Annotated in this window: 20 protein-coding genes and 1 pseudogene; 7 read left to right on the top strand and 14 right to left on the bottom strand. The window is 71.4% G+C overall.

The window, feature by feature from the left end; translation table 11 throughout:
• The first annotated feature begins 29 nt into the window (after positions 1-29).
• Complete coding sequence (gene lspA, locus PV419_RS18130) at positions 30-605, top strand: signal peptidase II (protein WP_319689813.1); 576 nt, start codon at positions 30-32, stop codon at positions 603-605.
• A gap of 8 nt (positions 606-613) precedes the next feature.
• On the opposite strand, the gene PV419_RS18135 is transcribed toward lspA, so the two are convergent.
• Positions 614-871: a hypothetical protein gene (locus tag PV419_RS18135; RefSeq protein WP_319689818.1), complete on the bottom strand. Its 258-nt coding sequence runs from the start codon at positions 869-871 to the stop codon at positions 614-616.
• On the bottom strand, positions 868-1,197 hold the full coding sequence (locus tag PV419_RS18140; RefSeq protein ID WP_319689822.1) for a hypothetical protein: 330 nt from the start codon (positions 1,195-1,197) through the stop codon (positions 868-870). The genes PV419_RS18135 and PV419_RS18140 overlap by 4 nt, the downstream gene beginning before the upstream one ends.
• Before the next feature lie 155 nt (positions 1,198-1,352).
• On the opposite strand from PV419_RS18140, the gene PV419_RS18145 reads away from it, so the two are divergent.
• A complete protein-coding gene (locus PV419_RS18145; RefSeq protein ID WP_319689827.1) occupies positions 1,353-2,183 on the top strand; it encodes a helix-turn-helix transcriptional regulator in 831 nt (276 codons plus the stop codon).
• Positions 2,180-2,401 (top strand): DUF397 domain-containing protein, encoded by a 222-nt coding sequence (locus tag PV419_RS18150; RefSeq protein WP_319689829.1) that lies wholly within the window; start codon positions 2,180-2,182, stop codon positions 2,399-2,401. The genes PV419_RS18145 and PV419_RS18150 overlap by 4 nt, the downstream gene beginning before the upstream one ends.
• 105 nt (positions 2,402-2,506) lie before the next feature.
• Here the strand turns inward: PV419_RS18150 and PV419_RS18155 are convergent, their stop codons facing one another.
• From PV419_RS18155 to PV419_RS18165, 3 genes are all read right to left on the bottom strand, one after another.
• Complete coding sequence (locus PV419_RS18155; protein ID WP_319689835.1) at positions 2,507-3,838, bottom strand: ankyrin repeat domain-containing protein; 1,332 nt, start codon at positions 3,836-3,838, stop codon at positions 2,507-2,509.
• A 71-nt stretch (positions 3,839-3,909) separates the two neighbouring features.
• Positions 3,910-5,061 carry a MalY/PatB family protein gene (locus PV419_RS18160; RefSeq protein WP_319689843.1) on the bottom strand — a complete coding sequence of 384 codons (1,152 nt, stop codon included), beginning with the start codon at positions 5,059-5,061 and terminating at the stop codon, positions 3,910-3,912.
• 189 nt (positions 5,062-5,250) lie between these two features.
• Complete coding sequence (locus tag PV419_RS18165; RefSeq protein WP_319689848.1) at positions 5,251-5,967, bottom strand: TetR/AcrR family transcriptional regulator; 717 nt, start codon at positions 5,965-5,967, stop codon at positions 5,251-5,253.
• Between the two features lie 129 nt (positions 5,968-6,096).
• Here PV419_RS18165 and PV419_RS18170 point away from each other — a divergent pair, with 129 nt between their 5' ends.
• Complete coding sequence (locus tag PV419_RS18170; RefSeq protein ID WP_319689850.1) at positions 6,097-7,299, top strand: FAD-dependent monooxygenase; 1,203 nt, start codon at positions 6,097-6,099, stop codon at positions 7,297-7,299.
• An 11-nt stretch (positions 7,300-7,310) separates the two neighbouring features.
• Here PV419_RS18170 and PV419_RS18175 read toward each other — a convergent pair whose 3' ends face one another.
• Positions 7,311-8,342: a saccharopine dehydrogenase family protein gene (locus PV419_RS18175; RefSeq protein WP_319689855.1), complete on the bottom strand. Its 1,032-nt coding sequence runs from the start codon at positions 8,340-8,342 to the stop codon at positions 7,311-7,313.
• A gap of 112 nt (positions 8,343-8,454) precedes the next feature.
• Here PV419_RS18175 and PV419_RS18180 point away from each other — a divergent pair, with 112 nt between their 5' ends.
• Positions 8,455-9,417: a helix-turn-helix domain-containing protein gene (locus PV419_RS18180; RefSeq protein ID WP_319689858.1), complete on the top strand. Its 963-nt coding sequence runs from the start codon at positions 8,455-8,457 to the stop codon at positions 9,415-9,417.
• A 21-nt stretch (positions 9,418-9,438) separates the two neighbouring features.
• Here PV419_RS18180 and PV419_RS18185 read toward each other — a convergent pair whose 3' ends face one another.
• From PV419_RS18185 to PV419_RS18200, 4 genes and pseudogenes are all read right to left on the bottom strand, one after another.
• Positions 9,439-11,208 (bottom strand): phospho-sugar mutase, encoded by a 1,770-nt coding sequence (locus PV419_RS18185; protein WP_319689865.1) that lies wholly within the window; start codon positions 11,206-11,208, stop codon positions 9,439-9,441.
• A 315-nt stretch (positions 11,209-11,523) separates the two neighbouring features.
• Positions 11,524-12,345, bottom strand: a complete 822-nt coding sequence (locus PV419_RS18190; RefSeq protein ID WP_319689870.1) for a purine-nucleoside phosphorylase — start codon at positions 12,343-12,345, stop codon at positions 11,524-11,526.
• A 152-nt stretch (positions 12,346-12,497) separates the two neighbouring features.
• A complete protein-coding gene (locus PV419_RS18195; RefSeq protein WP_319689877.1) occupies positions 12,498-12,935 on the bottom strand; it encodes a gamma-glutamylcyclotransferase in 438 nt (145 codons plus the stop codon).
• 3 nt (positions 12,936-12,938) lie between these two features.
• Positions 12,939-14,583 (bottom strand): annotated as a pseudogene (locus tag PV419_RS18200) (IS200/IS605 family accessory protein TnpB-related protein).
• Between the two features lie 162 nt (positions 14,584-14,745).
• Between PV419_RS18200 and PV419_RS18205 the strand changes: the two are divergent.
• The gene (locus PV419_RS18205) at positions 14,746-16,194 is read left to right on the top strand and encodes an NAD(P)H-quinone dehydrogenase (RefSeq protein WP_319689883.1); all 1,449 of its coding nucleotides are present in this window, start codon (positions 14,746-14,748) and stop codon (positions 16,192-16,194) included.
• Positions 16,195-16,356: 162 nt separating this feature from the next.
• On the top strand, positions 16,357-17,376 hold the full coding sequence (locus PV419_RS18210) for a DeoR/GlpR family DNA-binding transcription regulator (protein ID WP_319689888.1): 1,020 nt from the start codon (positions 16,357-16,359) through the stop codon (positions 17,374-17,376).
• Between the two features lie 94 nt (positions 17,377-17,470).
• On the opposite strand, the gene PV419_RS18215 is transcribed toward PV419_RS18210, so the two are convergent.
• The 4 genes from PV419_RS18215 to PV419_RS18230 form a co-directional block, all read right to left on the bottom strand.
• Positions 17,471-18,064 (bottom strand): helix-turn-helix domain-containing protein, encoded by a 594-nt coding sequence (locus PV419_RS18215; RefSeq protein WP_319689893.1) that lies wholly within the window; start codon positions 18,062-18,064, stop codon positions 17,471-17,473.
• 80 nt (positions 18,065-18,144) lie between these two features.
• Entirely contained in the window at positions 18,145-19,218 is a 1,074-nt protein-coding gene (locus PV419_RS18220) for a hypothetical protein (RefSeq protein ID WP_319689898.1), read from the bottom strand.
• Between the two features lie 54 nt (positions 19,219-19,272).
• Positions 19,273-19,707 carry a hypothetical protein gene (locus PV419_RS18225; protein ID WP_319689903.1) on the bottom strand — a complete coding sequence of 145 codons (435 nt, stop codon included), beginning with the start codon at positions 19,705-19,707 and terminating at the stop codon, positions 19,273-19,275.
• 118 nt (positions 19,708-19,825) lie between these two features.
• Positions 19,826-20,639: biotin/lipoyl-containing protein (locus PV419_RS18230; protein WP_319689908.1), on the bottom strand; the 814-nt coding region annotated here is incomplete at its 5' end.

The raw sequence follows: 20,639 nt of genomic DNA on the forward strand, positions 1-20,639 counted from the left end.
GCGAGATCGGGACGGGGAGGAGACCGAGCGTGACGACAAGCGATGCGCCTAAGAGCGACATACCCGCCGCACGGCGGCGGGTGTGGGTGCTGTGGGTGGTGGCCGGTATCGCGTACGCCATCGACCTGGGGAGCAAACTGGCGGTGGTCGCGAGGCTGGAGGGGCGCGATCCTGTCCCGGTGATCGGGACCTGGATGGAGTTGCGGGTGCACCGCAACCCCGGCGCGGCGTTCGGCCTCGGTGAGGCGACGACCATCGTGTTCACGCTGATCGCAGCGGCCGTTGCCGTCGCCATCGTCCGGATGTCGCGCCGGCTGACCAGCACGCCGTGGGCGATCGCGCTGGGGCTGCTGCTGGGCGGGGCGCTCGGGAACCTGACGGACCGTCTCTTCCGGTCCCCTGGCAGCATGCGGGGCGCGGTGGTCGACTTCATCGCGGTCCGCGACTTCAGCGTGATGAACCTCGCCGACTGGGCGATCACGTGCGGGGGCGCCCTGGTGGTCGTGCTGTCCTTCCGCGGGGATGAGTTGGGCCCCGTGAGCGGCTCGTCAGATGTCGAGGGCGACAGCGGTCCGACTCGGCAGGGAGGGGTCGGTGTTTCATAGGCGACCGCCTATGAAACACCGCGCCGAGCGATCCGCGGCTGGACCTCTGTCCAGAGCCGCCCGCACTCGTCGGCGGATGGGTGCTGCTGACCGAGTGCGTAACAGAGTGCCGCGTGCAGCTGTTCCGCCTCGGCGGGGGTCAGTTCCAGCTCGGCGATGGCGCTGGGCTGTCCACCCCTGCTGATCTGAAGTGGCAGGGCGAGCCCGTCCTCGACCGTGCGGCGCAAGCCTCGCCCCGGGACGGCCGTGATTCGCCATCCGGTCACGACGACTCCCCGGCGTCCGCGGCGGGGCCGTCATCGTCATGCGCGGCGGGCAGGCGCATGCCCCTGCTCTCCGCCACGCGCAGCACATCGCGCAGCGCCTCGCACAGACGGTTCGCCAGGAACCGGAGCTCTCCGGCGTCCGCCTTGCGGTCGCCGAGCAGTGCGCGGGCGTGGCCGAGAAGCTGTGTGCCCATGGACAGCTGGAGGGCCTCGATCTCGTCCGCACGTCGGTTCAAGCGGCTGTCGCCGTGGTCCGCTGCCAGGTAGCACGGTTTGCCGTCCGGGCTGGTCCAGGGCAGCAGGCGCAGGTCGGTCGTCGCGTTCATCCGGTCGCCTCCGCGACGTAGGGGCGGCGCGCGTCGCGGGGGTCTTGCGCGTGGCGGGCCTTGTTGACTCTTTGTAGTGCAAGGGTGACTGTCGGCGCGTACGCTCGGCAGTGGTTGGACTCCCGACCGCACCTTGGGAGGCAGGAGTTGCGCACATGGCCGCGCGGAAACGCGAACTGACACCCGAACGAAGCGTCCGCCATCTCTTCGGCGCCGAGCTGCGCCGACACCGCGAACAGGCGGGGATGAGCCTGGATCAGCTCGCCGAAGTGGTGAACTCGAGCCGCAGTCACCTGGGTCGGATCGAGCTCGCGGAGTACATGATCCCTCCCGAACTCCCCGCTCAGCTGGACGCGGCGTTCGGCACGGACGGGATCTTCGGGAAGCTGTACGCGCTGGCTCGGCGCGAGGTGCACCCGGACAAGTACCGGCGACGCATGGAGCTGGAGACGCGTGCGCAGGCCATCGCATGTTACGCCGGGCAGCTCGTGCCCGGTCTGTTGCAGACGGAGGACTACGCACGGGAGCTTTTCCGAGTCAGCAACCCCGAGGCGACGGCGGAGGAAATAGAGGAGAAGGTGGCGGCTCGCATGAGTCGGCAGGCTCTGCTCCGGGGCACCCCGGCGCCTCATCTGTCGGTGGTCCTGGACGAGGCGTCCGTACGGCGGCCGATCGGCGAGCCGGTGGTCATGCGCGCCCAACTGGCCCGCCTGGCCGCGTTGGTGGACACTCCCACCAGCGTGATTCAGCTGCTGCCGTTCGAGCACGGTGGGCATGCGCTGATGGGCGGCACGCTGAATCTGCTGACGCTGGACGACGGTACGACCGTCGCCTATGAGGAGAGCATCGCTACGGGTGAACTCCTGGAGGATAGGGAGAGGGTGGTCAGGCGCAGCCGGTCGTACGATCTGCTCAGGGCATACGCCTTGTCGCCGACCCAGACGGCGGCATTCATCCGTTCCGTCATGGAGGCATTGACGCCATGAGTGGCACCCCTGATCTCTCCCGCGCGGAGTGGGTCAAGTCCAGTTACAGCAACGGTGATGGTGGTGATTGCGTCGAGTGGGCGCCCGCGTACGCGTCCACCGGCCGGGTCCCCGTCCGTGACAGCAAGGACCCCCACGGCCCCGCCCTGGTCTTCCCGGCGGCGGCGTGGTCGTCGTTCGTCTCGGCCGTCAGGGGCGATGGGTTCCCCGCTGCCTGATTCGGTCACCGGCACCGGCACCACAGCGCGGCCCTCGCCGTCCGGCGGGGGCCGTCGCACTGCCCGGCGCTCTCTGCGGAGTACCGCCGAACCGTTCGCCCTCGATCAGGCGCCGCCCTGGGCGGCGGCCTCGCGCAGCCTTCGTACCACCGGCTCGTAATTGGCGTGGCCGTTCTTCACCTGTTCCTCGGCACGCTCCAGCGCGGTGCTGCCCTGGTACGACGTGTCGCGGACACCGTGGCGGAGGAGCACATCGACGAGTTCGACGAGTATGTCTCCGGGCACCTCGCGCTCGTAGTAGCCGGTGAAGGCGAGCAGCGCATGCAAGGCCGGGCCATCCCCATGACGTAGCCATGTCTGCTGGGCCGCCACCTCGGCGTCCTCGGGACGGGCTCCCGACTCGAGGAGGAACCGCACCTCGTTGACGCGTGTTTCGAGGGCTTGTCGGCCGTCGCTGTACGGCAGGACAGCCAGGAGGCGGCCGAAATCCGGATCCGTGAGCCGGACGCTTCGCGTGCCCTTGCCGACGAGGAAGCGGATCGTCTCCTCGGGGTAGGGCTGGGTGGCAATCGCCATGTCGAGGAGCGTCGAGCCGTCGCGGTTCTGCGCGTTGACCGGGGCGCCGGCCTCGATGAGTGCGTGCAGGATGGCCAGGTGCTCGTCGTCCTCGAGCCGCTCCGCGCCGGCTGAGACCCGCTCGCTGTCGTCGAGTGACGCGAATTGGGGGGCGTTGTTGTACGCGAACTGGAGCGCGGGATCGGCTCCTGCCGCGAGCAGTGCTGTCACGGCGGACAGGCGGCGGTGGGCCACGGCGATGTGGAGTGCGCTCATGCCGCGCTCGTCCAGCGCGTTGACGTGCGCGCCCTCGCTCAGGGCCTCGGAGAGGGCGTCGGTGTCACCGTCCTCGGCGGCGTCCATGAGCGCGCGGTCGGCGTCCGAGGGCTCGCCGGTGGGCTGCAGTTCGAGGATGCCGTAGTCGGCTTCCTGGTTGGGCGGGACCGCGGTGCTGAGGAAGACCATGCGGGCACCGGCGAGCCAGCCCGGGCCCTCGCTCGTGTCCACCTCTATGGCGCCTTCGTAGCCCATGAGCAGGCACGCGAGAGCGCGGTGCTCCGGCGAGTGGATACCGTCGAGCCGTTGGAGGTCCGCCTCCTTCATATCTTGCTCGTCGGGCGGATCCCCCACCTCGTCCGACACGGCGGACGCCAGGATGTCCAACGCGTCGTACACGGAGGTGGCCTCGCCCAGCCCGGCGAGGATCGAGCACTCCTCGCCTTCCTCGTCGTCGATCCCGTCGAAGAGGTCGAGGGGCAGCGGGGTGGCGTCGTCATAGGCGTAGCGGTTGACCACGGGCACATAGCGCTTTCCGCGGAGTTCGGGCCGATGATGGTCGGCTTCGGCCTCCTTGAGGCAGCGCAGTACGTCGTTCAGATCCATGGCCGCGATTCTGTACGACGGCGCCCGGCCGCGCGCCGCGACCCCGGTCAGTGGCCGTGCTGGGCGGCCTTTCAGGCGGTTGTGGCGATACGCGTGATGGCCTCGGTGAGCGTCTCCGGTGAGCAGCCGAAGTTCAGCCTGGCGAATCCGACGCCGAGAGGGCCGTAACGGTGGCCGGCGTTCAGAGCGACGCGCGCGGTGTTGAGGATGTGTTCGGTGGGGTCGTCGCCCCAGCCGAGAGCGCCGAAGTCGATCCAGGCCAGAAAGCCGGCTTGCGGCTGTCTGTAGTGAGCCGCGGGGAGCAGCTTCCTCAGCAGGTCGTCCAGCAGTCTGCTGTTGTGGTCGAGCATGTCCAGGACATCGGCAAGCCACTGATCACCCTCGTTGAACGCGGCGACCGTGGCGATCACTCCGAGGTGTCCGGTGCGGTAGAGCGAATGCGGCGAGAGACGGTCGACGTACCGCTTGGGTGCCCGGTCCGCGGTGACGACGGTGGCGGCCTTGAGTCCGGCCAGGTTCCAGCCCTTGCTGGCCGACAGGAACGAGAATCCCCAGCGCCTCGCCGCATCCGAAACCGACAGGAAGGGGACGAAATCGGCTCCCGGCAGGACGAGCGGGGCGTGGATCTCGTCGGACAGCACGTAGACGCCGTATGTGTCGGCCAGTTCGGCGAGCGCGACCAGGTCCTCGCGCCGGTGCACGAGGCCGACGGGGTTGTGCGGGTTGCACAGCACGTACGCCGTGGCGTTGGTGGCGAAGGCCCGCTCCAGGGCATCCAGGTCGAGTCGCCACCCCAGCGGTCCGTCGGCCAGCGGTACCTCGACGGTATGGGCCCCGACCTCGCGTATCCACCAGGAGAAAGGTTCGTACACCGGCGGGCTGATCACCACGTGATCTCCGGGGCTGACAACGCGCCGCAGGATTTCGACCATCCCCATTCCCACGTCGGCGACGGTACGCACATGGTCGGTGTCGATCTCCCAGCCCCAGGTGCGCAGGGCGTAGCCGCTGACCGCGTCCGCGAGGTCGCGGGTCGGTGCCGCGTAGCCGGTGTCCGACCGGTCGATCGCCTCATGGAGGACCTTGGCGATCGGCGTTGCCAGGGGGAAGTCCATCTCCGCGACGGGAAGGGGCAGGACGTCGTCCGGGAAGGTCCGCCATTTCGCGCTTTGGCGCTTCCTCAGCTCCGCAAGCGGGTCGATCGAGAGATTGCCCAGGCCCATGAGGTAGCTCCTTGAAGTCTGTACGGGGACGCGGTGCCGTGAGCCCACGACGGCGTCGTCACCTCCCGATGATCGGCCCGGCGGGGATCATGCCGCTTTCGGTAAATCGACAAGTGCTGTCGAAAGTCCGCCACGCTTTGCGCATGACCGGTGTCGTCGGGCTCCGCGCCCGTCTCCTCCTCGTCCCGCTCAATGGCCGCGCTGGTCGATGAGCACGGCCAGACCGTCCATGATGCGCTGCAGGCCGAACTCCCACGCCTGGTCCTGCCCGCCGGACTGCTCCGCCGAGGCGAGCGCGGCGGCCAGGGCGGGGAATCGCTCGCCCTGAGCCCGCATCAGGTCGGCGAGGACGCGGCTCAGTTCCGCCTCGGGGGTGCCCGCCGGGCCCGCCGCCCGGGCCTGCTGGGTGATGCCGCGCACATGGCCGACCAGCAGGACGACCGCGTCCATCCGCTCGGCGCCGCTGAGCCCCGTACCGTCCAGCGCGGAGACGGCGCGCTCCATCCAGCCCAGCTCCGCGGGGCCCATGACCCGCGGTCCGATGGTGGCGTCCAGCGTCCATGGGTGCCGGAGGAAGACGGAGAGCAGACAGCGGGCCCAGTCCTCCAACTGCCCCCGCCAGCCGTCGTGCTGTGCGTCCGCCGCCGGGTACGGGCCGATCGCGGCCTCGACCATCAGCGCGACCAGCTCGGCTTTGCCCGGGACGTATCGGTACAGCGCCATTTTGGTGACGCCCAGTTGTGCGGCGACCCGCTGCATGGAGACACCGGCCAGCCCTTCCGAGTCGGCGATCTCGATCCCGGCCCGCGCGATGCGGTCCAGGTCGAGGGTCGGCCGGGGGCCGCGCGACGGCTTGGCGTGAGGGCCCCACAGCAGCCGCACCGTTTCGGCGTGGTTGTCGCCCATGTCCGTCGCCCCTCTTGCCTCGGTGTCTCGACGCCCTCAGCGGCTCGGCGTCTTGGCCAAATAACTGCGTCTATGGTACACAGTAATTAATCGTGTCCGTCGGACACAATTCTCAGGGGTGGAGGAACCATGAACCGGAACGTCCTTGTCTCCGGCGCGAGCATCGCCGGTCCGGCGCTGGCCTATTGGCTGGGGCGCCACGGCTTCAGCCCGACGGTCGTCGAGCTGGCTCCGGCCCTGCGCGGCGGCGGCCGGGCCGTCGACTTCCGGGGCGATACGCACCTGACCGTGCTGGAGCGCATGGGCCTGCTGCCCGAACTGCGCGGGATGCAGACCGGCGGCAGCCCGATGAGCTTCGTCGACGAAAGCGGCCGGACCCTGCTGCACCTGCCCGCGGAGTTCGCCGGGGGCGCCATCGAGGTGCTCCGCGGCGACCTGGCCCAGCTGCTGTACGAGCGCGGCCTGGACCACACCGAGTACCTCTTCGGTGACTCGATCACCGGCCTCACCGAGACCCCCTCCGGCGTGCGGGTCGACTTCCGGCACGCGGCCTCGCGCGAGTTCGACCTGGTGATCGGCGCGGACGGGCTGCACTCCAACGTCCGACGCCTCGCCTTCGGACCCGAGGAGGACTACGTGAGCCACCTCGGCTACTACGCCGCCACCTGGCAGCTCGCCAACGACCTGGGGTGGGGGAAGGGCTCGGTCGGCTACAACGCGCCGGGGCGGCTGGCCTCCGTCGGGGCCGACCACCGGGACCCGACGCGGGCCGGGGCGTTCTTCGTCTTCGCCGCGCCCGAGCTGGCGTACGACCGCCACGATCCCGAGCAACAGAAGCGTCTGATCACCGACGCCTTCTCCGGCCTCGGCTGGGAGGTGCCACGCCTGCTCGACTCGCTGCGCCGGGCCCCCGAGCTGTACTTCGACTCGATCAGCCGGGCGGACGTGGACACCTGGTCCAGGGGCCGGGTGTGCCTGGTGGGCGACGCCGCGTGCGGGGCCACCATCGGGGGGATGGGGACAGGAACCGCCGTGGTGGCCGCCTATGTGCTGGCAGGCGAGCTCGCGCGGGCCGAAGGGGACCACCGAGCGGCCTTCGCGCGCTACGAGAGCAGGCTCCGGAAGTACGCCAAGGGCTGCCAGAACGGCGGCGACCGCACCGGGAAGTTCCTCGCGCCCGGCACCGCGACCGGCCTACGTTTCCGCAATGGCCTGCTGTCCAGGCCCCTCTTCCTGAACTGGATGCTCAGGCTGGGGGAGAAGGTCAGCAGCGGTGTGGCCCTGCCCGACTATGCCGCCGAGCCGCGCCGGCGGACGGGCGCAGCCCGCTGAGTGGCTGCGCGCTACTGGCGCACATCCAGGGACAGGTGCGGGGACAGCGCGCGGAGGAAGTCGGGCGCGTCGAAGATCTCGCCCGCGGAGGCGACACCGACCGTCCTGGTCCGTCCCGTGAGGATGCGGTCAACCGCTTCCACCGCGAGCGGCGCGGTGACGGCGTAGATGTCCTGCCCCCTTGCCACAGCGCGCCGTTCAGTGTCGCCGGAGCGCACGACGACATCGACGAGGAAGGTCTGCGCGGACCGCCCGCGCTCGTCGACCGCCGCCGGTGTCGGTGTGTCCGGGGCCGACAGGTCCCTGGCCGCCTCGGTCGTCATGTAGGTGCACACTTCCGGGATGGACAGGTGGCTGGGGATGGTGACGACATCGGCCATCGTGAACTCCCCGATGACGGCCCGGGGGCCCATCGGGTCGGGAAAGGACCACTCCAGGGTCGGCGGGGCATCATCGCGGTACTCCAGCCGCCCGTTCGCGTAACGGACGCGGCTGCCGTCCCGCCGCTGCCGGGAGACCGCGCCCGCGATGCGCGTCCCGGCGGTGGGGTGCCAACTGTTCAGCCCGTACGCGATGTGCGCCTCGTCGGCCGCCGTCCAGTCGCCCATCGCGGCGGTGGCCAACAGGTCGCCGAGGCCGCCGTAGAAGGCCATCGCGGGGACGATCACCGTTCCCGCGGCGCGGGCGCGGTCCGTGAAGTGCGCGAACGTATCGACGTTGGCCTCGATCTCGGCCGCCACATCCACATACGGGATCCCGGCGCGCAGCGCCGCCTCGATCACGGGGGCGGCCGTCGTGGCGAAGGGCCCGGCGCAGTTGATCACGGCCGCCGCGCCGGCCAGTGCGCGGTCGAGCGAGGCCGGGTCATCGACCGACGCCGGGCGGGCCTCCAGCCCGGATTCGGACTCCGCCAGCACCTTCAGCTTGTCGGCGTCGCGCCCGGAGAGAACCGGGACGAACCCGCGCTCCCGCAGCTGTGCCACCACAAAGCGCCCGGTGTGCCCGTACGCGCCGAACACCGCCACCGCGAGTCCCGATTCCATGGGTTTCTCCCCCGTACTCAAATGATCCGCTGCGATCTGTCACGGACCATCCTGGCGAGGACGCGCGCCCCACACGAGTGTCCGGAACGCCATGACGCGTACAATTCCGGACGTGGACACTGTTGCCCTGGCCGTCACCGACGGGATGCTGCACTTCGAACTGTCCTTGGCGCACGAGGTCTTCGGAGCCGCCCCGGCCGGCGTGGCCGACCCCTGGTACGGCGTCGAGGTCTGCGGGCCGGACGCCGTGCGGGTCGGCCGGTTCCGGCTGGAGCCCGACCACGGCCTCGACCGGCTCGCGCGGGCCGACACCGTGATCGTCCCGGGCTGGGCCGACGTCGACCAGGACCCGCCCGCCGACCTGGTCGACGCGGTGCGCGCGGCCCACGAGGCGGGCGCACGCGTGGCCTCCCTCTGCACGGGCGCGTTCGTGCTGGCCGCCGCCGGCCTGCTGGACGGGCGGCGCGCGACCACGCACTGGGCGCACACCGAGGTCCTGGCCGCCCGCTACCCCCGGGTGGAGGTGGACCCGGACGTGCTCTACGTGGACGACGGCAGCGTGCTCACCTCCGCCGGCAAGGCCGCCGCGATGGACCTGTGCCTGCACCTCGTCCGCCTCGACCACGGCTCGTCGATCGCCAACACGGTCGCCCGCAATCTGGTCGTGCCGCCGCACCGGGACGGCGGCCAGGCCCAGTTCGTCACCACCCCGGTGCCCGCCCCGGGCAACCACCCGCTGGGCGAACTGTTCCCCTGGGTGATGGAGCGGCTGGACCATCCGCTGACCGTGGACGACCTGGCCCGCCGAGCGAGGATGAGCTCGCGCAACCTGGGCCGCCACTTCAGGGCCGTGACAGGCACCACCCCGCTGCAGTGGCTGCTGACCCAGCGGATCCGTCACGCCCAGGAGTTGCTGGAGACCACCGACGACACGGTCGACGCCATCGCGGCGGCCACTGGCATGGGCACCGCGACGACGCTGCGCCGACACTTCAACCGCACGGTCGGCGTGCCCCCCGACGCCTACCGCCGCACCTTCCGCTCCCGGACCGGGTCGGCCATGGGGCCTGCATGACCATGGCCTGACCCGGAGCGTTCAGATACCCGCCGCCGTCGCGAGATCCGCCTTGAGCGCCGACAGGACCTGCTCCGCCGTCGCGCGCGCCGCCGCGAGGGCGTCCGCCCCGGGGACGTCGACCACCACCTCCAGGTAGCACTTCAGCTTCGGCTCGGTGCCGCTCGGGCGGACGATCACCCGGGCCGACTGGATCGTGCTCCCCGGGCTGACGCCGATACGGCCGGAGAGGCGGTAGCGCAGGCCGTCCGTCGGGGGCAGCGTCGCCGTACCGCGTGAGAGGTCCTCGCCGGCGGACACGGCGAGGCCCGCGAGCTCGCTGGGCGGCTGTTCGCGCAGCCGCTTCATGGCCTGCGCGATCAGGGACAGGTCCTCGACCCGTACGGACAGCTGGTCGGTGGCGTGCAGCCCGTGCTCCAGCGCGATGTCGTCGAGCAGGTCGGCGAGGGTGCGGCCCTGCTCCTTGAGCTCGGCCGTCAGCTCGGCGACGAGGAGGGCGGCCGTGATGCCGTCCTTGTCGCGTACGCCCTCGGGGTCGACGCAGTAGCCGAGCGCCTCCTCGTAGGCGTAGCGCAGCCCGTCGACCCGGGCCAGCCACTTGAAGCCGGTCAGCGTCTCGGCGTACGGGAGGCCCGCGGCGTGGGCGATGCGGGACAGGAGGGAGGACGAGACGATCGAGGTCGCGAAGGTGCCGCGGGCGCTCTTGTGGATGAGGTGGGTGGCGAGGAGGGCGCCGACCTCGTCGCCCCGGAGCATCCGCCACTGCGTGGCGGTGGCGGCCGGTACGGCCACCGCGCAGCGGTCCGCGTCCGGGTCGTTCGCGACGATGATGTCGGCGCCCCCCGGCCCCAGGCCGCGGGCGGTGGCGAACGCCAGGTCCATCGCGCCCGGCTCCTCCGGGTTGGGGAACGCGACGGTCGGGAAGGCCGGATCCGGCTCGGCCTGCTCGGCCACCACCGTAGGGGCCGGGAAGCCCGCCCGGGCGAAGGCGGCGGTGACGGTCTCGCCGCCGACGCCGTGCAGGGGGGTGTAGACGACGCGTACGTCCCGCGGGGAGCCCGGGGTGAGGACGGCGTCGGTACGGGCGAAATAGGCGCCCAGGACGTCGTCGTCGAGCGTCTCCCAGCCGGAGTCCGGGCGGGGAACCTCGTCGAGACCGCCGATCGAGGCGATCTCGGCGGCGATGTCGAGATCGGCGGGCGGCACGATCTGGGAGCCGTCGCCGAGATAGACCTTGTAGCCGTTGTCACGGGGCGGGTTGTGGCTGGCGGTGACCTCGACCCCGGCGACCGCGCCGAGGTGGCGGACGGCGAACGCGAGGACAGGGGTGGGGAGGGGCCGCGGCAGCAGGGCGGCCCGGAAGCCCGCGCCGGTCATGACGGCGGCGGTGTCGCGGGCGAAGTCGGCGCTCTTGTAGCGGGCGTCGTAGCCGATGACGACGAGGCCGGGCTGCTGCGCGGTGGGGGCGGGCTGCGCGGTGGGGGCGGGCTGCGCGGTGACGCCCGCCTGCTTGGTGAGGTACGCCGCGAGGCCGGCGGCGGCGCGGATGACCACGGCGCGGTTCATGCGCATGGGCCCGGCACCCAGCTCGCCGCGGAGGCCGGCGGTGCCGAACTGCAGGGTGCCGGAGAAGCGGTCGGCGAGCTGGTCGAGGTCCCTGGACTTGCCCGCCTCGCCCGTCTCGGCCGCCTCCAGCAGCTTGGCCAGCTCTTTACGGGTCTCGGGGTCGGGGTCCTCGGCCATCCAGGCGCTGGCCTTGGAGATGAGCTCGGACTCGGGGGTGGGCGCCATGGGCGGCCTCCTGGGGTGGCTGTGGGGGTCTCGGGGGGCGTGTATGGGTTCCGGGCGGGCCCGAGCCGCGCTGTCGCGCCCCCGCGCCCGCTGCCCCGGCGCTGCCGAGCACAGCCGCCGAGGGGGCTGACCAGTGACTGACCAGTGAGTACCCCGGCAACCGGGCGTGACGCCCGGGACCGTCCGGGTCCCCCGGGGCCCGGACGCGGCGGCGGGTCCGCGCCGTGCGGTCGTCGGCAGCCGGTTGCGCGGGTCCGCGGCGCGGGTCGGCCGGTCGGCTCCGCCGCCCCGGAGCGTCGTCGTCGGCGGTCGGGGTCAGATGCGGTCGAGGACCTGCGCCAGGAGGCTTCCCATCCGTGCGGCGGAGTCGCGGCCCGCCTGGAGGACCTCCTCGTGGTTGAGGGGTTCGCCTGTCATGCCCGCAGCGAGGTTGGTGACCAGGGAGATGCCGAGGATCTCGGCGCCCGCCTCGCGGGCGGCGATCGCCTCCAGGGCGGTGGACATGCCGACGAGGTCGGCGCCGAGAGTGCGGGTCATGGTGATCTCGGCGGGCGTCTCGTAGTGCGGGCCGGGGAACTGCGCGTAGACGCCCTCCTCCAGGGTGGGGTCGATCTGCCGGCAGAGCGCGCGCAGCCGGGGCGAGTAGAGATCGGTGAGGTCGACGAAGTGCGCACCGGCGATCGGGGAGGCGGCGGTGAGGTTGATGTGGTCGCTGATCAGCACCGGCTGGCCGGGGCGCATGCCCTCGCGGAGGCCGCCGCAGCCATTGGTGAGGACTACGGTCTTGCAGCCGGCGGCGACGGCGGTCCGTACGCCGTGCGCGACGGCGGCGACACCGAGGCCCTCGTAGTAGTGCGTGCGGCCGAGGAAGACCAGCGCTCGCTTGTCGTTGATCTTGTACGAGCGGATCTTGCCCGCGTGGCCCTCGACGGCGGGCGGCGGGAAGGAGGGGAGATCGGTGACCGGGAACTCGTGCTCCGGTGCGCCGAGGGCGTCGGTGGCGGGTACCCAGCCGGAGCCGAGGACCAGGGCGACGTCGTGAGTCTCTTCGCCGGTGAGTTCGCGCAGGCGTGCGGCCGCGGCGTCGGCGGCGGCGTGGGGGTCCCCCAGATGGGTAACTGATGCGTTCACGCGCATGAGACTAGCCGGTGATTGCCTACGCGCGTAGAAGTATCTGCAGCGGTGTTCGATTCGTTGCCAAGGCGCGATCGAACCGCGCGGAAGAGACGCGGAAGAGACGCGGAAGAGGCGTGGGGATGAAGCGGAGGAGGCGGGCCTGGGCCGCGGTCTCAGCAGGGGCGCTTGCGCAGTTCCATGACGTAGTCGTGCGGGGCCCCCGCGGACTCCGCGGCGTCCGCGATCTCGCCGAGGTAGCGGGCGGAGGGCAGGCCGCCCTCGTAGCCGTTCAGCACGTACAGCCAGGCCGCCTCGTCGCCGTCCAGGGTGTGGACGCGGACCCGCATCCGGCGGTAGACGTCCAGGCCGACCCCCTCCCAGCGGTCCATGGACTCCTCGTCCATGGGGGCGATGTCGTACAGGGCGACGAAGACCTGGGAGCGCGGCGCCTCGACGATGGTGGCGAGGGCGCCCTCCCAGCCCATCTGTTCGCCGCCGAAGGTCAGGCGCCAGCCGTTGATCCACCCCGTGCCGCGCAGCGGGGAGTGCGGTGCGCGGCGGGACATCAGCCGCGCGTCGAGGTTGCCGGCGTACGCGGCGTAGAGCGACATGGCTCAGAGGGTACGGGAGTGGGAGGTGAAGGTTTCGGGGGCGCCGGGAACCGTTCCCGAAGACTGGGCGGGAGTGAGCCCCTGTTGCAAGGGCTCATGCTCAGCCGGACGCCCCGAACGGTGTTGGGCGTTCTGGTCCACCGCGTTCGCTCCGCGTCCGGCGTGCACGGATCGTGTCCCTGGTCCGGGGATGCGGAGGGCGGCCCGCGGCCGGAGGCCGCTGATGGACAGAGCCTCGCGCCCCGGGGTGCCCGGTCGGGCCTGGACGGTCCGATGCCCGCACTCATCGCTCCGGTGGGTGCGGGGCGGTGCCGTCCGTCGCCGGATCGGGTGCCCCAGGGCGCGCCTGCCGATTGCCACGGCGGCAGCATCGTGGCGAGTGGTCTTCCTGGTCTTGGTGGTGAGGGGCTTCTGCCAGTGCTGGGCGCCCCACTTGGAGGTGTAGGCCGGGTCGACGGCGACGATGGTGATGCCGAGTTCGGCTGCCATCGACACGAGCCGGGCCCGCAGCTTGCTGACGGGCATGCCGGAGATGAGGTTGCGGAAGTGCTTGCGGCGGCCGTGCTTCTCGCGGGTGGCCTCTGCTTGGAAGTCGAGATCTTCGATCGCGACCGTGAGACCGTGGCGCTTGGCCCAGTGCAGCAGGCGGATCAGGGCGTGGCGGACCTGTGCGTCGCGGTGGTCGGCGGTGCCGGACAGGTCGTATCCGAACCGGAGTGGTTCGCCGGTGGGGTTGCCGTGCTGGTCGAGGCGCCAGGCGGCGAGGTGGTCGGCGTTGGTGTCCACCCCGATCAGACCGTTCGCGCGGGCCGCCTCCAGTGGCACGGTCTGGACCGGTGGCCTCGTCCACGACGCGGTCAGATACCAGCGTCCGCGGGCGGTGTCCTCGTGGACGCGGTAGGCGACGGCCCGGTGGGTGGTGACGCGGTCGGCCCACTGCTCGCCCCGGTGCGCAAACGCCACACGGGCGGTGAGTACGTACTGGCCGTGCGGAGCGTTCGCCAGGTGCGCCGGCGGTGCCGGGAGCCTGATCGAGATTTCGCCGCCGGGTGTGACGCGGATGGTTTCGTTGTCAAACCTTTTGCCGGACTCGCCGTCGGCCTGCGGGAACCGGCGCCCGGCCTCCCACCGCTTGCGCCACCCGGCCTCTGCGAACTGCGCTTCCTGCAGGTGGTGCCGGGTGTTCAGCAGCCGTTTGCCACCACGCACCACATGCATCCGCCCAGCCTCACGGTCGGCCCGCACCGCCTGAAGCCGGTCTTCGAGCACGCGCAGACGGCGGGACTTGGCGAACCACTCCTGCCGTGTGCGGTAGCCGCCCGGCGCCCGCTTGGCGCCCCTTTCGCTCATGGGCACAGACAGTCGGTGGGTGATCGTCTCGATCCCAGCCTGAAGGCTCTGGATGTGCGCGAGCCGGCCGCGCCGGGCGAGCGCCCACTGGTCGTGGGTGGCTTTCGTGATGCTGCCTGCCCAGCGCGAGGAGGAGTCCTCGGTCAGGACACGCTTACGCTGCGCCCACTGCTTGCTGTCGTGCTTCCGCCCGGCTGCGCACCCGGGCCTTCAGATCACGGCAGGCGAGCGAACCAAGGTGGTCACCGACCAGGCGCAGCACCTTCTCGTCCCCGGCGGCACACCCAACGACCACCACTGGCGAAGGTCACACATTCGAGACGTGAACTCTCGTTCCCCACCCGGGAAGTGTGCGTGCCACCGCTCGGAGACTCGCTCATATGTGTCAGAACGCGATCAAATACCACCGATCGCGGCCCTTTCACCCCCCGGAGGAGTGATGTCGAACGGGTGCGGGACAATGGAGCATGTGACTCGGATCGTGATCATTGGTGGCGGACCCGGCGGATACGAGGCGGCGCTGGTCGCCGCCCAGCTCGGTGCGGAGGTGACCGTCGTCGACTGCGACGGTCTGGGCGGGGCGTCGGTGCTCACTGACTGTGTGCCCTCGAAGACGTTGATCGCCACCGCTGAGGTGATGACGAACTTCGACTCTTCGTACGAGGAGTTGGGGATCATCGTGGCCGATGACACCCCGCCGCTGGAGCAGGCGGCCCGGGTCGTGGGCGTTGACCTGGGCAAAGTCAATCGACGGGTGAAGCGCCTGGCGCTGGCCCAGTCGCATGACATCACCGCTTCGGTCACCCGCGCGGGCGCGCGGGTGTTGCGTGGGCGCGGGCGGCTGGAGCCGTCGCAGGCGCCCGACGGGTCACGGAAGGTGATCGTCCGGGCCGCGGACGGGACCGAGCAGACGCTGGTCGCGGACGCCGTGCTGGTGTCGACCGGGGCGCACCCCAGGGAGATCCCGGACGCGCTGCCGGACGGGGAGCGCATTCTGAACTGGACGCAGGTCTACGACCTGGACGAGCTCCCGGAGGAGCTCATCGTGGTCGGCTCCGGTGTCACGGGTGCCGAGTTCGCCGGCGCGTACCAGGCGCTGGGGTCGAAGGTCACCCTCGTCTCGAGCCGGGACCGGGTGCTGCCGGGCGAGGACCCGGACGCGGCGGCCGTGCTGGAGGACGTCTTCCGCCGGCGCGGGATGAATGTGATGGGGCGCTCGCGGGCGCAGGCCGCCAAGCGGGTCGGGGACCGGGTGGAGGTGACCCTCGCGGACGGGCGGGTGATCACCGGCACCCACTGTCTGATGGCCGTCGGCTCGATCCCGAACACGGCCGAGATGGGCCTGGAGGAGGCCGGGGTCCGGCTCAAGGAGTCCGGGCACATCTGGACCGACAAGGTCTCGCGGACCAGCGCGCCGGGCGTGTACGCGGCGGGGGATGTCACCGGGGTGCTGGCGCTGGCGTCGGTGGCGGCCATGCAGGGCCGGATCGCGATGTACCACTTCCTCGGCGACGCGGTCGCCCCGCTGAACCTGAAGACCGTCTCGGCGAACGTCTTCACGGACCCGGAGATCGCCACGGTCGGCTACTCCCAGGCCGATGTGGACGGCGGGAAGATCGACGCCCGGGTGGTGAAGCTGCCGCTGCTGCGCAACCCGCGCGCGAAGATGCAGGGCATCCGGGACGGCTTTGTGAAGATCTTCTGCCGTCCGGGCACCGGCATCGTGGTCGGCGGTGTGGTGGTCGCGCCGCGCGCCAGCGAGCTGATCCACCCGATGTCCCTCGCGGTCGACAACAACCTGACGGTGGAACAGATCGCCAGCGCCTTCACGGTGTACCCGTCGCTGTCCGGCTCGATCGCCGAGGTGGCGCGGCAGCTGCACACGCGGAAGACGCAGGAAGAGGCGTAGCGGCGAGGTGGAGGGGCGAGGCGTAGGGGCGAGGCGTAGGGAAGGCGCAGGGAAGACCTGTAGTCCTCTCCCATACCATCTCGCGGGGTCGCAGACGAACAATATCTGTTAATTGGTGCAAGCTGCTGAAAGCAGACGGTCGTTGGCGTTACTGTCAGTTTCGTGTTCGCTGCAGAACGTCGCCAATTGATCCTTGAAATGGTGCGTGCGAACGGAGCGGTATCGCTCCGCGAGCTCGCCCGCGTCGTCCAGACCTCCGAAGTGACCGTACGGCGGGATGTGCGGGCGCTGGAGGCAGAAGGACTGCTCGACCGCCGGCACGGCGGTGCGGTGCTGCCGGGCGGATTCACCAGGGAGTCCGGCTTCCCGCAGAAATCCCATCTAGCGACCGCGGAGAAGACGGCCATCGCCGATCTCGCGGCCGGTCTCGTCGACGAGGGCGAGGCCGTCGTGGTCGGCGCCGGGACCACCACGCAGGAGCTGGCCCGCCGGCTCGCGCGCGTCCCCGGCCTGACCGTGGTCACCAACTCCCTGCTTGTCGCACAGGCGTTGGCGCACGCCAACCGGGTGGAGGTCGTCATGACCGGCGGCACCCTGCGCGGCTCCAACTACGCGCTGGTCGGCAGCGGTGCCGAGCAGTCCCTGCAGGGGCTGCGGGTCAGCCGGGCCTTCCTGTCCGGCAGCGGGCTGACCGCCGAGCGCGGCCTGTCCACCTCCAACATGCTGTCGGCCAGCGTCGACCGGGCGCTGGTGCAGGCGGCGGCGGAGGTGGTGATCCTCGCGGACCACACCAAGCTGGGCACCGACACCATGTTCCAGACGGTGCCGACGGATGTGATCACCCGGCTGGTGACGGATGAGCCGCCCCCGCACGACGACCGCGCCCTGACCGAGCTGCAGGCCCTCGCCGACCAAGGTGTGCAGATCGCGGTGGCCGGCCCGGGCGCGGGCTCGGGCCCGGGCGGCGGCGAGGGCGGCCCGGCAGGGCCGGGGCGCCAGCAGCCCCGGCTCGGCGGCCCGCCCCCCGCGCGCGGCGCGGAGGAGGGGCTACCGCTTCCCGGACCGCGCCGCAACCACCCGCACCCGCCGGGGTCCGGGCCCGGCGCCACGCTGCGCGGCGCGGCGCCGCTGGCGGAGCAGCCGGGAGGCCGGGTCGCGGACCTGGCGCCACGGCGGCGCTGAGGGAGAGGTGAAGCCCTGGCCGGCTCAGCGGGGCTTGAGGCCGGTGAAGCCGCGTCGGCTCAGCGGGGCTTGAGGCCGGTGAAGCCGCGTCGGCTCAGCGGGGCTTGAGGCCGGTGAAGGTCAGGGTCAGCAGCCGGTCGGCCAACTCCGGGTCGTCCGGCGACTGTTCCACGGCCAGCGCGATGGCGTTGGTCAGCTGCATCAGATCGTCTATGCCGACGTCGGACCGTACGTTCCCGGACTGCTGGGCGCGGGCGAGCAGCGCGCTGCCCGCCTCGCGCATCGGCAGACCGCACCCCTGGGACAGCGATGAGCTCTCGTCCCCGGAGGCCGCCATCAGGGCGTGCGACAGCCCGCGGTAGGTGCTCGCGTGATCGATGATCTCGCGCAGCCAGTCGACCAGCGCATGGCACGGCTGCGGCGCCTTCGCCAGCTCACGGGCGCGCGCCAGCAGCGCGCACACCTCTTTCTGGAAGACGGCCCCCATGAGCGCGGTGCGGTTGGGGAAGTGCCGGTAGAGCGTGCCGATTCCGACGCCCGCGCGGCGCGCGATGTCCTCCAGCGACGCGTCGGTGCCGTGCTCGACGAACGTGGTCCTGGCCTCGGTCAGCAGCCGCTCGTAATTGCGGCGCGCGTCGGCGCGCATGGCGCGCGGTGGGGTGTGCGCCGTGGCTGTCTCGGTCGCCATCGCGGTCCTCCCTGCGCCGTTGGTCGTACGGGGTCGGTCGTACGGGGTCGGTCGTACGGGTCCGTGGGTCAAGCATGCCATTACGAGCCGGGTCGGGGCGGCGTCGGCGGCGGGACCGGGGGCCAGACCAGCGGCGGCTGGGGATCGGCGCGGTACGGGTCGAGGGCGGCCGCGCGCTCGTGGTACGGGAGCCGGGACAGCCGGGAGACCAGCGTCCACATCGTGCGCTCGGCGGCGAGCTCGGACGGCAGCGCCAGGCCCAGCGACTCGGCCAGCGGCTTGCGGCCCACGTTGACCAGCGCCCGTACGGCGGCGGCCCACTCGTCGGTGGCGGTCACGGCGGACCGGTACCACAGCGGAATCAGCGCGACGAGGACGGCGGCGGTGGTCAGCAGGGCGGGGCGGTCCGCGTCCCCGGAGGCCAGGGCCGCGAGGGCGGCCGCCGCCACCGCGGCGTGGCCGTAGAGCAGGGCGATGAAGAAATCGACGCTGGCGCGGGCCAGTTCCTCGTGGCGGCGGACCTGTTCGGGCGCGGTGCCGGTCAGTTCGCCCCACAACACCTGGGTGTCGAGGCGGAAGCGGTCATAGCCGTACTCCTCCAGCCGGCGGATGGCGTTGCCCAGGCGGGTGGGGGCGACCTGGTCGTCGTCGATGGGGTAGCGGATCAACCGCTCCTGAAGCAGGGCACGCTGAGCCGACGTACGGAGGCGGTCCCGGCGGGCGGCGCGGGCGATACGGGGGCTGGCGCGCAGATCGGCCAGTTGCCGGGCGGCCTCGGGCGGCAGCCCGCCCTCGCGCTCGCGGCCCTCAAGACGCAGCAGCGCCAGGCGGTCGCGGAGGTCCCGCTTGGTCTGCCGGTGGCTGCGGCAGCGGGCGTCGTAGGCGGTGGCGGGCCAGAGGACATAGCCCTCCAGGAGGCGGTACAGCAGGGTCTGCACCGCCGAGACGACGAGCCCGAGGAGGAGGGAGACGGTCAGCAGGAGGACGGCGGTGTTGACCTTCGACGAGGGCCACAGGCGCTGCGCCAGGTCGATGTGGTGGAGGCTGGGCGCGACGGCGAAGAAGAAGACGGACAGGTTGAGGGCGGTGGGCAGGATCCAGCCGACGAGCAGGGTCCAGGCGCCGCCGAGCACGCCCTTGGCGATGTCACCCACGGGGGCGGGCCTCCTGCGGGCGGGCGTTCACCGGGCGGGTGTTGGGCGGACAGGTCACGCGTCGTCGTCCGTCGTCTCGTCGTCCCAGTCGTCGTCGCCGAACGGGGGGCCGGGGGGCCGGGCGGCCATGGCGTCGTCGAACGTGATGTTTCCCTGGACATTCCGTCCTTGGATGGCCAAAGTGCCGCTGATGGATTCGTTGGATCCGCTGATCTCGTTGTGGACCTCGCCGCTTCCGGCGGCCGTGCCGTATTGGCTCATCCACTCCCGGAGCTCCCGGAGCCCGCGGTCGAACTGCTGGTCCTCGCCGACGCGTTCCTCGATCAGTACGACGAGCCGGTGCGGAGCCACCACAAGGTCCTCCGCGGTGGCATCCCGCCGCAGCACCAGCGCCACCAGCGCATCCCACGCCCGCCGCGCCGTCGGGTCCCCGCCCTGCGCGGCCGCCCGGATCCGCGTGAGCAGCGCTTCCAGATCCCCCTGTGCCATGGGCTCCCCCCTGTTCAGCCGGGTTCACATCCTGCCGGGTGGGCGGCTCCGGCCGCCACTGGATGCACCCGGGCCCCGGTCGAGGGATCGACCGGGGCCCGGGGGGCAGCCTTGGCTGTCAGTCTTTGATTTCGCAGATGACGGCGCCTGCGGTGATGGAGGCGCCGACGTCGGCTGCCAGGCCCTTGATGGTGCCGGCGCGGTGGGCGTTCAGCGGCTGTTCCATCTTCATGGCTTCCAGGACCACGACCAGGTCGCCCTCGGCGACCTGGTCCCCCTCCGCGACGGCGACCTTGACGATGGTGCCCTGCATCGGCGAGGCCAGCGCGTCGCCGGAGGCGGCGGAGCCGGACTTCTTGACCGCCTTGCGCTTGGGCTTCTTCGCACCGCTACCACCGCCTGCGGGGGCTGTGGCCACGCCCAGCGAGGCGGGGAGGGAGACCTCCAGTCGCTTGCCGCCGACCTCGACGACCACCGTTTCCCGTGGGGCGGTTTCCTCTGTCTCCTCCGTACCCGTGGGGGTGTAGGGGGTGATGGTGTTGGTGAACTCGGTTTCGATCCAGCGGGTGTGGATGGTGAAGGGGTCGCTGGTGAAGGCGGGGTCGGTGACCACGGCCTGGTGGAAGGGGATGGCGGTGGCCATGCCCTCGACCTGGAACTCGGCGAGTGCGCGGGCGGCGCGTTGGAGGGCCTGGGTGCGGGTGGCGCCGGTGACGATGAGTTTGGCGAGCAGGGAGTCCCAGGCGGGGCCGATCACGCTGCCGGACTCGACGCCGGCGTCCAGGCGGACGCCGGGGCCGGTGGGGGGTGTGAAGGTGGTGACGGTGCCGGGTGCGGGCAGGAAGCCGCGGCCGGGATCCTCGCCGTTGATGCGGAACTCGAAGGAGTGGCCGCGCACCGGGGGGTCGTCGTAGCCGATCGGCTCGCCGTCG

This window comes from Streptomyces sp. ME19-01-6 (assembly GCF_033793745.1).
Taxonomy (GTDB): domain Bacteria; phylum Actinomycetota; class Actinomycetes; order Streptomycetales; family Streptomycetaceae; genus Streptomyces.